Consider the following 13,022-nt stretch of genomic DNA (forward strand, 5'->3'; position numbering starts at 1 on the left):
AGGTGCCCGGGAGAATAAATTGATTGAGATATACAAAATAACAGATATTATGTGCTTTGATTACAAAAGACTAAACCTTTTATACTCAATCACATATTTTTTACAATTCATCACAATCATTTAATTATTATTGTTTTAGTCAACCAAACTAACCTAATGAGAGATGAAACTATCATGTGCGGTAGCAGATCACCCAAAATGCACACGACAAGAAGTACATGACAGCAACATTTTCATTAAAAAACAAATACAACCTATGAAAAGCAACATCTTATTAAACTCAAAAACAATTTCTCTGGCTCTTTTGATGACAGTAGCTGTAGTAATCAGCTGTAAAAAGAGTAACAACGATGTTCCGCCAGCCGGACAAAATTCAACTACCGAATTAACAAAAGCAGAAAAAGATGCCATCGCAAGCGCGGGTTTCTCACCAACAAATGCCTTTAAAACACAAGGCGGTTATATTGTTGAAGGAGATATTTTCCTGACGCTAAATGATTTACAGACTCAGAAAGCTTTTGTTTCATCATTATCAGCTAAAGGCCCTAAAACAGAACAATACAAAACTGTTTACAAGGTAACTCTTGACACGATTAAAATAAAAGTCAATGCTGGTCCTGCCCAGGCGGTATTTACAAAAGCTACTACCGAAGCTGTTAAACGTTACAATGACCTTGGTCTTAAAGTTGGATTTAAACTATTGGATTCTGGTTCAGTGGTTAAAGAGGATATTCTGATCGAAGGTCAGAAATTTGATGATCCAAGAATACTGGGTCAGTCTGCAGGCTTCCCGTCAGCTGATGGAAAACCAGCAACTCCGATCAAATTGAGCAATACTGTTTATGATCAGAACTACAAAGATAACAACCTTCTTGCTACTGTTGTAGCTCACGAAATCGGTCATGCTATCGGATTCAGACATACTGACTATGCAGATAGACGCTATAGCTGTGGTTATCAATCGTTCCTTGATTATTTCCGTGCCGCTAATGAAGGAGACGGTGGAGCTGGTATTGGTGCTATTCACATTCCTGGTACTCCAGAAGGCGGTGAGCCGGGATCATGGATGCTGGCCTGTTCTGATGGAACCAATCGTCCATTTACTGCAAGTGATATTGTAGCGATTAAATATCTTTATCCTGCTAAATAAGCTGGCAGAACCTATTCTAAATAACTGAACATTTGGTTGACTAAGAAAGAAGATGTCTTGTACAAGACATCTTCTTTCTCTATTAATATCCACAAACAAAACAATTCCCTGCGTTGAGCTAACCCTATCAAAAACATATACCCTTATGAAAAATTTACTATTCGCATTATTGTGCGTATCAACTCTGTTATTTTCTTGTAAGCAGAGCGATATCGCACCTTCAGGAACAAAAAACACAGAAACGAATGCTACCGCAGGCGGCACTTTAAGAGTTTTTGACCAGATCTTATTTTATGATGGTTATGCCGCAACCGTTTCAGAACCGGTACCCGAAGGCGTGATCAGAGTAAACAATTCAAAATACGTAAAAAAACTAACTGCTGCACAAATAGAAAGCATTGGCAACGTTTTACAGATGAAGGTGACCATTAAGGCTGCCTGTGATAATTATGACCGTATAGCTTATGCAGGGCTGGCGCTGGTTAAGAAAAATACAACTTATAGTGATGCTGATGCCAAACACCTGGAAATAGGCCGTTTCATCACCCCCTTCATGAATAAAAATAAAAAACCAGATGAAGTTCCTTATCTGTTCAGTATTAATAATGTCGCTTCTATCTTAAAAGATGCGACCATTAACAGTGACTATGATTTATATTTTGAATTAAGCGTATTTGGTGTTCCTTATGCTGCCAATAAAGAAATAGCGGGGTGCGCTGGTAGAAATGACACCTTTTTTGGAACCGTAGACCTGATCAGCACCAACAGCGGAGTAACTGCCACGACTCCTGCGGTTATTTTAGAACCCATGTCATTCAATCAAAATATAAACAACTATGATAATACCGATGTAGCCGGTAAAACAGTCAAATCAATCACAGTTAACCTGGCCACAGCAGTCAAATCTGCTAAACTGTATTTGATTACCTCCAACCATGGTGCTAATTCAGGAGGTGAGGAATATAACAGACGTGATCATTTTATCTACTTTGATAACGTACAAAAATTAACCTACAAACCAGGTGGTAAATCATGCGAGCCTTACCGCCCTGTTAACACACAAGGTAATGGTATATATGGACCCACACCTAAAACTACGGCGCAGTGGGCATCATTTAGTAACTGGTGTCCGGGTGATGCTATTCCAATCAGAGTTATTGATCTTGGAGATTTAACTGCAGGCAGTCATACTTTTAAAATAGAAGTACCCGATGCTGTTTTCAAAGATAAACAGGGATACATTCCTCTGTCAGTATACCTTCAGGGCGAAAAATAATCATATAATATGCTGAGGTTATCCTCAAAAAGGATAACCTCTTTTATCATTCAGCTATGGGCTGAAAATAAGATTTCTGATATTCCAGCGGACTCTTCCCAGTCACCTCTTTGAACTGTTTATGAAAGCTGACTACATTTTGAAAACCACATTCATATCTGATTTGCTTGACATTCATATGGCCTTCAATCAGTAATTTACAGGCTTGCCCTACTCTTACATCCAACAAAAACTGTTTATAGGTTATTCCCATATGCGTCTTAAAGTATCTGCTGAAAGAAGGCACACTGATATTGGCAAAATCTGCCAGCTCTGCTATACTTATCCTCTTATTAAAATTAACCAGTATATGATTATAAATATTGCTGATCGGGCTATTATCCTTGATGGATGTATTGACCATAAAATCAGCAGACAATAACGTATACCCGTTCAGATTATTTCCTATAATGGCAAGAATTTCCAGTAACAATAACAATCTTCTTGAACCTGCACTGGAAAATATCTGTTCCATCAGCTCTCCTATTTGCTGACAGTTATTCTCCTGAACCTGAATTCCTTTTTTTGACTCCTGAAGAGTTTTCCGTATCGCCTTATTCTCCGGAAGATTTAAAAAACATTCCCCAAGAAAGTCCTCACAGAAATGAATTACAATGACATCCGTATCCGTCCCGTTTACCACAGAAAAATACGAATCATCAAGTTTCCAGTAATGTGGCAGATGACTGCCTACAAGTACGACATTACCTGACTTAAAGGGTTTTACACTATCACCGATAAATTGGGTGCCAGAACCATTTTTGAAATATATTAATTCTATTTCACGATGGTAATGCCAGTGATTGTTTACATCCGGTACGGTGTCTCGCCTGATGCTAAAAGAATTAACAACTGGTGTTGGGATCTTTAATAATTGAGCTCTCATTTTTGTTTTGCATGGTAGTGCATCTAGAACTCTGATTTAATCAAAGTACTAAGTAACAGTTTTTTGAGAGGTAATTATACCCTAAAAATAGCCATAATTATTTACCCTACAAAAGCAATAGAGTAAATTTATACTAAATAACTTTTCCAATAACCAAAATTAAATTATTTTATCAGGAATTAATATTTACAATAATAAAGCCGGCTGAACAGATAATCTTACCACCGAATCAGCAAATAAGAATAATACCTGTTTCAACTCAGTTACTGCATGCTATTTTTTCCCTTTCTTCAGAAACTCATCTGTGAAATGGATTTTTGCTTTTGGTTGAGAAAACTTCTCGCCGTTAAATTTTTGAGAATCGCCCCGGGGTATAGATAAAGATGTCCATTCTTCGCCAGCCAGCATCTTGCCGATAAAAACAATCTGGCCAATATGATAAGGGTAATGAGCCAGTTGCCGGTTAATTGCCTCAGTAATCGAATGTCCCTGATTTCTTATATAAACTGTTTGCTCAAAATTGTCTTCATTGATTGAATTTAATGCGGTAAATAAACAAGTCCAGCCTTCATTCCATTGATTTAACAATTCTTCCCTGCTGTTGATATCATGATCAAATTCCGCCTCCCTGTTCCGCCACTCTTTTTCACCATCAGTGGTTAAAAAATCAGTCCATCGGGATAACATATTACCTGAAATATGTTTTACAATAGACGCAATGCTGTTACTCTGTTCATTATACTGATAAAAAAGTGCCGAATCAGTAACCTGAGCAAAAGTCTTCTCTCCTAGCACTTTATAGTATTCAAACTGCTTAAATACACTTTCAATATAATTATTTATCATAATCCGGCTGATTCTATAAATGATCCATCTAATTTACATCATATATACAAGAATCAACAGACAATTGATGGTTACTGCCAGGAACCAGAGCCCCAGTAAAACATCAGATCTTATTTCTTTCATCATACCATTATTGCCAGAATCCCTGAAGCTTAATGCTTCCGTTAAAATCGTTGCGTTGTCTTAAATGCCTGCGCAGCTGCATTGCTGTTGGAATATGCCCGGCAATATAAATAGTTTCAGTACTCAATTCCTGCGCATCTATCCAAGACACTAAAGAGATGTCCCAGTTTTTTTCCGGTATCGGTTGTAAATAGGTGTCAAAATAATCTGAGAATTCACGTGCATGTGATTCCATTCCAAAACTAATTGCACCATAAACTTCTCCTATACCCAATGCCAATTGTTTTAAAGCCAGGAAATGTCCGATGCTGCTCATATCTCCCAGGCATAACAATCTGCTGTCAGCAACTGGTTTGTGGAAGGTAGACCCTATTCCAATATAAGAGACTTCATCCCCCTTTTTTAATGACGAAACCCAGGCACTTCCCGGACCATTATGATCAGAGCTGATACAAAGTGTACAGGTACTGGTCTCCGCATCCCATAATGCAGGTGTATAATCACGGTAAGTATATTCAGAGACTTTAACTTTCATATGCTGGACACTGGTCCATTTTTCCATATCCACTCCCGGAAGATGTAAATCAACTTCAAAAAAAGTAGCCGGATTCCATGCTCTGACTTCCAGTACATAACCTTGTTTTAGAACCTGGTTTTCAAAAATCGACAGAAATTTCTTTTTGATAATATTCATGAGCTTTATTTTATACAAAACAACAATAAAACAAAAACTCATTCAAGAGACTATCCAAGGTATCAATTGGACTATTCGCGGTAGCTTTTACGAAATTGAATTGGAGAAGTCCCGGATACTTTCGTGAAAAGTCTGGAGAAATAAGCATGATCATCATAACCCAGTGCAAAAGCAATTTGTTTAACACTTAAATCACTGTAATACAACATCCTTTTAGCTTCTAAAACAACTTCATAATGAATCCACTGACTCACAGGAGAGCCAGTAACGGCCTTAACCACCTCATTAAGATAAGAAAGCGAGAGTGAAAGCGCGTCGGCATACTGACTTGGATTTTTAACGGTTTTAAATTGGCGCCCCACTAATTTTCTAAACTCGCTGGTAATCATTTCCGGTCTTAAATTTTGTTTATCTTTTTCAGGTGCGCTACACTTGTAAAGATCAGCAAACATTCCTACATAGGCGGAAGCCAGTGAGTGAATTATAGTGGCCGGAACCGATGGTTTATCCATATCATCAAACATACTTAACAGGAGTTCAGCACATTTTATCAGCTGTGCCGATTTTTCAGCACTTATACTCATCACCTGCTGATGCAGTGCCAGTTCTTCAAAAACCTGATGATAACTTTTATCAATCAGCGCAGAATCTATAGCCATAAACCAACCGCCCGAATGATCCGCTTCAGGTATATGATGCACTTGTCCCGGCAAAATGAAAAAAACAGCAATTCCCCTGATATGAATATTTCTGAAATCTATATTAATCATGCTGTTTCCGTATTCCTGTAAAATAAGAATATAATGATCATCTCTGTGTGCACCCAGATACCTTATCTCTTTATTGTTAAAATTCGCTGAATAGCGGATTTGTATGCCCAAAGCAGTACGTTCCTGAAGTTTATGAACAGGTATGGCGGTTCGTTTATGCTTTGATTGTTTCACGATTGAAAATATATTATTGCGGTGATCAAAGATGATAAATTCTAACAGGATAATAAAAAAGCCCTGAAAGATAACTGAATTTTAATTTCAGTTATCTTTCAGGGCTATTAAAGCTGGATCTTTTTCTCCTGTTTAATTTGCTGCCGGAACTGCAGTTACAGGAACAGCAAATTTATCATATGTTTTAACTGTAAAACCACTTTTCTTTAATCCCGGAACAAACTGATCCTGTTTACCAACAATTACAACACGGGCATCATCATAACCGAAGTATTTCTTGCTTACACGCAGAATATCATCAGCAGTAACTGCGTTAATTTTCTGAAGATAAGTACGATAGAAATCTTTTGGGAGATCATTAATTAAGATATTACTGGCAAAACCGGCTGTCCTTGCAGGATTCTCCAACCCTAAAGCAAAAGATCCGTTATATAGATTTTTTGCATTCTGCAAGTCATCAGCACTCACTTTTTCTGTACGCATTACTTTAATTTCTTTAAGAAACTCTACCACAGCACTATCAACCTTTTCATTTCTCACTGCAGCATTTGCACGGAACTCTGATTGAAAACGACCTGAACCTGTTGAGGAATATGCCCCATAGGTAAAACCATGTTTTTCTCTCAGATTTCTGAAAAGTTTAGCATCGGCACCACCCCCAAGAATTTCATTAGCCAATAAAACAGCGTGATAATCAGGACTATTTAAAGGTAGATTAATCAGGTTGGTAACTGTAATTTCTGATTGCACGGCATTTGGAACATCAATTACATCAACCTCTGTTTTAGCAGGATTATTTACCTTTGCCAATACAGGGAGTGATAATACAGTTCCTTTCCAGTCCCCCAAAGCTTTAATAGCCAATGCTTTTGCAGCCTCAGGTTTAATATCTCCTACAAAAGTAAGATATCCTCTGGATGGCGTAACATAACGCGTATAAGCAGCTTTTACATCATTTAAAGTAATTGAATTGATGCTCTTTTCCGTTTCAAACTCTCCAAAAGGATGATTCACACCATAAGAGAGCGCATTCACTACGCGTCCGGAAATAGCTTTAGCACTACGTTCACTGGATTTCAGGCCTGTAAGTGCCTGTGATCTTAATTTCTCAAATGAAGCTTCCGGAAAAGCAGGATGACGCAATGCATCAGCCATCAAAAGAAAAGCACTGTCAAAATAACGGGTCAGCGCTGAAGCATGGCCTCCGGAGGAAGAAACACTTACATTAGCACCTAACTGATCAACAGCCTCATCAAACTGGATCTTGCTCTGGGTTGTTGTTCCCTCGTTCATTAATCCGCTTAATAAAGATATGATGCCTGCTTTTGATCCCTCGGTAACCGGTCCTGCATCTATATTAAAAGTTGCAGATACCTTTGGCAACTTATGATTTTCTACTACCAGAACTGTAATCCCGTTAGGAAGCTTATAAATCACAGGGTCTGTAAATGTCAGCACTGGTGCCGGACCCGGTTTTGGTTTTTGGCTTCTATCTAATTTTTGCGCTGATACAGCTTGTACAAACAATGCTGTCAGGGCAAATATGAATATCTTCTTCATTTCTTAAGGTTAATCTTGATTAGAATTATACTATTTCTTTGGTAAGTAATAAAGAACAATACGCTGATCCTTATTCAGATATTTACGTGCAACTTCCCTGATTTCTTCACGGGTTACAGACCTCACTTTATCCAGTTCTTCATTGATATTGTTTGTGTCTTTATCGTAAAAAGTATATCCACCGGCAAGATTCTCTGCTACGCCAATCATCTTGCTGTTTGCACTGACATAACCATTTTCAAATTGATTCTGTAGTTTCGTTAATTCAGACTCACTGATCAGATCAGTCTGCAGACGAACAACTTCAGCATCAATATCTTTTAAAAGATCATTAAGAGGTGTATTATTATTGGGTAAGGCCAGCGTAATGTAAGCACCATAATCTTCCAGACTATAACTAAATGCTGCTACCTGCAGAGCAGTTTTCTTCTCATCTACCATTTTAGTACTCAGTCTTGAACTTCCGCCGCCAGAAAGCAGGGTACTGATCATCCCTAAAACTTTACTGTCATGACTTTTCATACCTGGAACACGATAAGCAGCAAATATTGCCGGGATCTGGATATTTGCATCATAAGCCGTATCAATAATTTCCTTATTAATTGGCTTTAACTCATAAACTGACTTTACAACCGGGGCCCCTTTTGGAACCTCATCAAAATATTTCTGTACTAAAGCTTTTGTTTTTTCTATATCGAGATCACCAGCTATGGTTAATACCGCATTATTCGGAACATAATACTTCTTAAAGAAAGCAATAAATTCACTGAGTTTTGCCGCATCCAGATGTTCCATAGAACCAATTGGCTGCCAGCGATAAGGATGCCCGTCAAACAGGCGGGTAAATATTTTTTCCGTGAATTTTCCATAAGGAGAGTTGTCGATACGTAATCTCTTCTCTTCTTTAACAACTTCATTTTGCGTTTTAACACCTGCTTCATCTATCTTTGGATGCAACATACGCTCACTTTCAAGCCACAAACCCAGTTCCAGCTGGTTGGAAGGAAATACTTCATAATAAAATGTTCTGTCCTGTGAGGTATTGGCATTGTTTTGTCCACCATTGCTGCTTACAATTTTCATGAACTCACCACGTTTCATATTGTCGCTGCCTTCAAATAAAAGATGTTCAAAGAAATGTGCAAAACCAGTTCTTTGCGGGTCTTCATCTTTTGAGCCAACATGGTACATAACCGATACCGCAACTACGGGTGCAGTTTTATCCTGATGCAGGATAACATGTAAGCCATTGGCCATATCATATTCCGTAAATTTCACCTTTTGCGCCGAAGCACTCAGGCACAAACCCGAAATGGCCATTGTTAATAATAGTTTTTGTTTCATACTTAAATCGATTCCTTTTTTTAGATTTAATATTCCGGTTAGTGGTACTGATATTAATTATCATACACCAGTCAATTGTATTAAACAGCCGAACCAGCTCCTGGGAGTAGACAATTTGAATAAATTGTCTATATGACTCCGCTGAACGATTAAAATTACAAAAAAGAATAAAAATATTTAAGAATGTGCCGGCACCTGCGGTATGGCAGCTGCGATTTCCCGGACAAGATCAGCCTCAATAAAAGGTTTTGTAACCAAACCTGAGAATCCTTTTGCTTTAAGCCCTGTATCTTCTCCATCTGCCTCATCACCACTAATTACAATAACTGGTATCTTACAAATTGAACTATCCGAGTTTCTGATGGCAGAAAGCAATTCATACCCGTCCATTTCGGGCATCTGAAGATCAGTGAGTACAACCGTTACAGATTCTTTTTCCAATATAGCTAAAGCTTCCTTTCCGTTTGACGCCTGGTAATATCTGACATTCCATTTAGAAATCATCATTTTAAGAAACATAAGATTCAGCTCATTATCATCTACAGCCAAAATACTTATTCCTTTAAGCAATAATAACGGATCATCTGTTACTGTTTTAGTATGCGTGTGATCAGTGATGTTTCCATCCTGATACGGAATACTGAATTTGAAAGTGCTGCCCTCACCCGCTTTGCTTTCCACACTGATCACACCTTTCTGTAACTCAACCATCTGTTTACAGATATAAAGACCAAGTCCGGTACCAGTGGTACCTTTAGCAGAATTAGTCTGATAGTATTTAGAAAACAGATTTGCCTGTTGCTCTGAACTTATACCCAGGCCGGTATCCGTAATACTAACTTCCAGCTGGTTTGCTTTCTTATCACTTATTAGTTTTGCATTTACAGTGATCCCACCCGTACTGGTATATTTGATCGCATTACTCAACAGATTAACCATTATCTGTTTGAGTCTGAAACTGTCTCCTAATAATACTACTTCTTTATTTCCCTCAAAGTTATAACTGATAGTAAGCTTCTTTTTAGTTGCACTGAACTCCATACTTTCTATCACTTCTTTCAAAGCAAAATCAGCATTAAAAGGGTCCGCATTGATCTTAAACTCATTGTTCTCCATTTTTGCAGCATCAAGCGTATCATTCAGCGTCAGCAGCAACATATCAGAAGATAATGTAATGGAGCCGAGCATTTCTTTTTGTCTTGGAGAAAGAGTAGTTCTGCTGAATATATAAAGGAAACCTTTAATTGCAGTTAATGGATTACGTATTTCATGACTCATATGTAACAACAAGTCCATTTTTTGCTGTGCAATCGTAACGGCGCGATCATTTTCTTTACGCAGAATTATTTCCGACCTATCCAGTTTGATGATAAAGACGATCAGTAAAATGGCAAATATCAGCACCAGGAATAATGCAGCCAGATAAAATTTATTCAATAAGGCTGTAGTCTCCTGATAACTTTTAAAAGCCATCTCTTTGAATTCAGCTACCAGGCTGTAGTTAATCTCTTTAATACCGTTAATAATCCGTTCCATTTCATTATTAATCCGGATATTCAGTGTGATTAACTCTTTTTGTGCTGTTAATAATTTCTCGTTACGCTCCTGCAACTGTCTAATACCTGTTGCATAAGCTTTTTTATCCTTCCCTGCAATTTTCATCGTAACCGAATCAATAGATCCGCTGGTACGGTTATGATTGATTTCTATTACACCTGTCCGGGATGTCCCGTTATTGGAAATTGCATCTTTGAGTCTGGTAAAAAGACCTTTCTTCTTAACAACCACGTCTTTACGTATCGTATCGGTATCAACTTTGGCAATCTTTTTATTTGCATGTATAATAGTTTTGATCCCCGGAAGCGCTTTCTGACTTTGATTAAAGTCAGTATAAGCTACAAGCAATGAGTCAAAATTGTGTTTAAGCGTATAAAGATTTTCAGACAGCTTTAACTTCTTATGATACCAGTATTTGACTTTATTACGCTGCGCAACCGATAAACCTGCCGTGTCTGTGTTCTCTTTCAGTAAAGAATCAATCTCATCAAAAGCCTGCGACAATTTCACCTTATAGGCATTGTTTTTAATGGTATCAGTACTTAAAAGCGATTCCTGAAAATCATCTTCTGCCTGATGGAGTAATAACAAAGCGCGTTGCGGTTTAGATTGATCATGTTCAATATTATAGGCAAATTTCGAAAGATTCTCCAGCTTATGTGTGATAGAATAACGTACAAAAAGCGCAGCTATAGCCAGAACAATAACACCCACTAAGAAGGCAAGTATGATCTTTCTAGACAGGGATTTAGTATAAGTCGGTTTCAAGTCTTAATTATTTCATTCAACAGAATGACAAAAATACCATATTTATTCCGGTTACAAATAAATCTTCAGTGACTCAATCATTTGTTGGTGTTTTTTTATCAATTCCATGATATAAGTACCAACACCAGACTCCTGGAGCTCACTACCAAAATAATGTGCTTTTTTTCTTAATCTGATAATCAGGTTCTCATGATCTTCCAGCAATTCGGCAATAAACTCTATCCCATCATTTTTAACCTGGCACTGCTCAACCAGATGTTCCAGTTTCAGAAAGATCTCCAGTGTGGCAGGAATATTATACCCTGTGGCATGAATACGTTCAGCAATGCTGTCCATCAGCTCTTCCAGCAACTCATACTGCTCTTTAAAAAGCATCAGTCTGCGATGGATATCATGCTTATCCAGATTCCAGTGCGCATTTTTTGTTTTAGTATAAAGTAGAAATTCATCCGCAAGAATAAGATTCAGGGCCTGCGCTGTTTTAACTGAGTTTTTTTCGATAGTTCCGATTATAGGTTCCATTGTGTGTGTACTGTTTTTTATGGTGTGTTTGACGATATACTGTTTTTAAGAATCAGATCCTGCAGGCTATTCCAATAGTTCCCAGCCCCCTGTATCCCCAGCCCAGTTCTGCAAAGCCGGAGATTCTGCCGTTCCCTACACGCATAGCAATAGGATTAATCTGATAGATGAATCGGTTTGTTCCCTTCCCGTCTCTGTTCTGGTATAGTGCTGCGTATTCCGGTTTACCTGTAACGATTCTGTATCCGGCACTCATGGTGCCATAAAGTTCAATAACTCTGCCAGTTGAATAATCAAAATCCGTGCTTGCTGCTAAGGTAAATTCATTGACGCGCGTAGCTAAACAGGTCCCTCCCTGGTAACCAAAATCGCCACCCAGTTTTATTTTTTCTGTAATCTGATGCCGGTAGCCCAAAACGGTTAATCTGGAAAAATCCGATTCCGCTCTTACAAAACTTTCGGATAACCTTATACTGCCTGATCTTTCTGGCTTAAAGTCCTGTGCATTTACCTGATTTAAGAGCCCCGTTAAAATAATAACAGTAGCTATTCCTGCAATTCTTCCTATGAACATTATTTCCGATTAATCTATCCTTTTGCTATTAGACGACCAGAAAGCCAAATACCCCCATCTCTGATTTTATTTTATTTCAAAAAATCTATATGCCCGATCAATTACAAATAATTTTACCTTTGTTTATTGTTAGCCTTAGCCAGGCGTTAACCTATGCACACAAAAGAACCTTTATATTCAGATTTTCAAAAGTTATTCCGTCTGCATCACAACACCTTATGTATGCATGCTTACAAATACCTCGCAGATAGTGACGAAAGTCAGGATGCTGTGCAGGAAGTATTTGTTAAGTTCTGGGAGATCAAACAGGATATGGTCAATGATAAAAATGCCTTGTATTATCTGATCACAGCTGTACGGAATAACTGTATTTCAAGATTGAGGAAAAGAGTGCATACAGTATCCATGGAAGATGAGGCCGTTTATAACAGAATAAGCGATACCCCACTGGAGGAAGACCGGAAAGAGAGTACCGATATTCAGACACTGGTCGACCAGGCACTGGCACTGCTTCCGCCAAAATGCGGTGCAATCTTCAGAATGAGCAGAATTGACAAGCTTACCTATCAGCAAATCGCTAACGAACTGGGCATATCTGTCAAAACTGTTGAAAATCAAATGGGTAAAGCGATTGGGATCATGCGTGAATTTGCCCGTACGCATTATATTCCTTTCTCTATATTATTCGCATTTATTTATTTTATCGGGCATAGGGGTATCCCGAATTTATACGTTTAAC

General features: G+C 38.1%; 12 protein-coding genes. 3 read left to right on the forward strand and 9 right to left on the reverse strand.

All coding sequences use genetic code 11. From position 1 onward, the window contains the following. Positions 1-256 precede the first annotated feature (256 nt). The gene (locus PL_RS04170; protein WP_052496442.1) at positions 257-1,150 is read left to right on the forward strand and encodes a M57 family metalloprotease; all 894 of its coding nucleotides are present in this window, start codon (positions 257-259) and stop codon (positions 1,148-1,150) included. Positions 1,151-1,295: 145 nt separating this feature from the next. Further along, positions 1,296-2,426, forward strand: coding sequence for a peptide-N-glycosidase F-related protein (locus PL_RS04175; RefSeq protein WP_082035990.1), 1,131 nt, complete (start codon positions 1,296-1,298; stop codon positions 2,424-2,426). 46 nt (positions 2,427-2,472) lie between these two features. On the opposite strand, the gene PL_RS04180 is transcribed toward PL_RS04175, so the two are convergent. The 9 genes from PL_RS04180 to PL_RS04220 all read right to left on the reverse strand — a co-directional run bounded on the left by PL_RS04180 (position 2,473) and on the right by PL_RS04220 (position 12,283). Continuing rightward, positions 2,473-3,351 carry an AraC family transcriptional regulator gene (locus PL_RS04180; RefSeq protein ID WP_041884078.1) on the reverse strand — a complete coding sequence of 293 codons (879 nt, stop codon included), beginning with the start codon at positions 3,349-3,351 and terminating at the stop codon, positions 2,473-2,475. Between the two features lie 273 nt (positions 3,352-3,624). Continuing rightward, positions 3,625-4,197 (reverse strand): DUF1572 family protein, encoded by a 573-nt coding sequence (locus PL_RS04185; protein WP_041884080.1) that lies wholly within the window; start codon positions 4,195-4,197, stop codon positions 3,625-3,627. A gap of 130 nt (positions 4,198-4,327) precedes the next feature. Beyond that, the gene (locus tag PL_RS04190; RefSeq protein ID WP_041884082.1) at positions 4,328-5,014 is read right to left on the reverse strand and encodes a hypothetical protein; all 687 of its coding nucleotides are present in this window, start codon (positions 5,012-5,014) and stop codon (positions 4,328-4,330) included. Positions 5,015-5,085: 71 nt separating this feature from the next. Next, entirely contained in the window at positions 5,086-5,958 is an 873-nt protein-coding gene (locus PL_RS04195) for an AraC family transcriptional regulator (protein WP_052496444.1), read from the reverse strand. Between the two features lie 132 nt (positions 5,959-6,090). Further along, a complete protein-coding gene (locus PL_RS04200; protein WP_052496445.1) occupies positions 6,091-7,518 on the reverse strand; it encodes a M16 family metallopeptidase in 1,428 nt (475 codons plus the stop codon). 30 nt (positions 7,519-7,548) lie between these two features. Then, positions 7,549-8,862: a M16 family metallopeptidase gene (locus PL_RS04205; RefSeq protein WP_052496446.1), complete on the reverse strand. Its 1,314-nt coding sequence runs from the start codon at positions 8,860-8,862 to the stop codon at positions 7,549-7,551. A gap of 177 nt (positions 8,863-9,039) precedes the next feature. Continuing rightward, positions 9,040-11,187 carry a hybrid sensor histidine kinase/response regulator gene (locus tag PL_RS04210; RefSeq protein WP_041884085.1) on the reverse strand — a complete coding sequence of 716 codons (2,148 nt, stop codon included), beginning with the start codon at positions 11,185-11,187 and terminating at the stop codon, positions 9,040-9,042. A 51-nt stretch (positions 11,188-11,238) separates the two neighbouring features. Then, the gene (locus PL_RS04215) at positions 11,239-11,709 is read right to left on the reverse strand and encodes a Dps family protein (RefSeq protein WP_041884087.1); all 471 of its coding nucleotides are present in this window, start codon (positions 11,707-11,709) and stop codon (positions 11,239-11,241) included. A 52-nt stretch (positions 11,710-11,761) separates the two neighbouring features. After that, a complete protein-coding gene (locus PL_RS04220; RefSeq protein ID WP_041884088.1) occupies positions 11,762-12,283 on the reverse strand; it encodes a hypothetical protein in 522 nt (173 codons plus the stop codon). A 153-nt stretch (positions 12,284-12,436) separates the two neighbouring features. On the opposite strand from PL_RS04220, the gene PL_RS04225 reads away from it, so the two are divergent. After that, positions 12,437-13,021 (forward strand): RNA polymerase sigma-70 factor, encoded by a 585-nt coding sequence (locus tag PL_RS04225; protein WP_041884089.1) that lies wholly within the window; start codon positions 12,437-12,439, stop codon positions 13,019-13,021. Position 13,022: the final 1 nt, after the last annotated feature.

Origin of the sequence: Pedobacter lusitanus (genome assembly GCF_040026395.1) — a bacterium.
GTDB lineage: Bacteria > Bacteroidota > Bacteroidia > Sphingobacteriales > Sphingobacteriaceae > Pedobacter > Pedobacter lusitanus.

What these genes read in the sequence shown, in the direction of transcription:
- PL_RS04220 (WP_041884088.1), bottom strand. Translation starts at nt 12,283, where the DNA reads ATGTTCATAGGAAGAATTGCAGGAATAGCTACTGTTATTATTTTAACG.
- PL_RS04225 (WP_041884089.1), top strand. Translation starts at nt 12,437, where the DNA reads ATGCACACAAAAGAACCTTTATATTCAGATTTTCAAAAGTTATTCCGT.
- PL_RS04180 (WP_041884078.1), bottom strand. Translation starts at nt 3,351, where the DNA reads ATGAGAGCTCAATTATTAAAGATCCCAACACCAGTTGTTAATTCTTTT.
- PL_RS04200 (WP_052496445.1), bottom strand. Translation starts at nt 7,518, where the DNA reads ATGAAGAAGATATTCATATTTGCCCTGACAGCATTGTTTGTACAAGCT.
- PL_RS04175 (WP_082035990.1), top strand. Translation starts at nt 1,296, where the DNA reads ATGAAAAATTTACTATTCGCATTATTGTGCGTATCAACTCTGTTATTT.
- PL_RS04205 (WP_052496446.1), bottom strand. Translation starts at nt 8,862, where the DNA reads ATGAAACAAAAACTATTATTAACAATGGCCATTTCGGGTTTGTGCCTG.
- PL_RS04185 (WP_041884080.1), bottom strand. Translation starts at nt 4,197, where the DNA reads ATGATAAATAATTATATTGAAAGTGTATTTAAGCAGTTTGAATACTAT.
- PL_RS04190 (WP_041884082.1), bottom strand. Translation starts at nt 5,014, where the DNA reads ATGAATATTATCAAAAAGAAATTTCTGTCGATTTTTGAAAACCAGGTT.
- PL_RS04170 (WP_052496442.1), top strand. Translation starts at nt 257, where the DNA reads ATGAAAAGCAACATCTTATTAAACTCAAAAACAATTTCTCTGGCTCTT.
- PL_RS04215 (WP_041884087.1), bottom strand. Translation starts at nt 11,709, where the DNA reads ATGGAACCTATAATCGGAACTATCGAAAAAAACTCAGTTAAAACAGCG.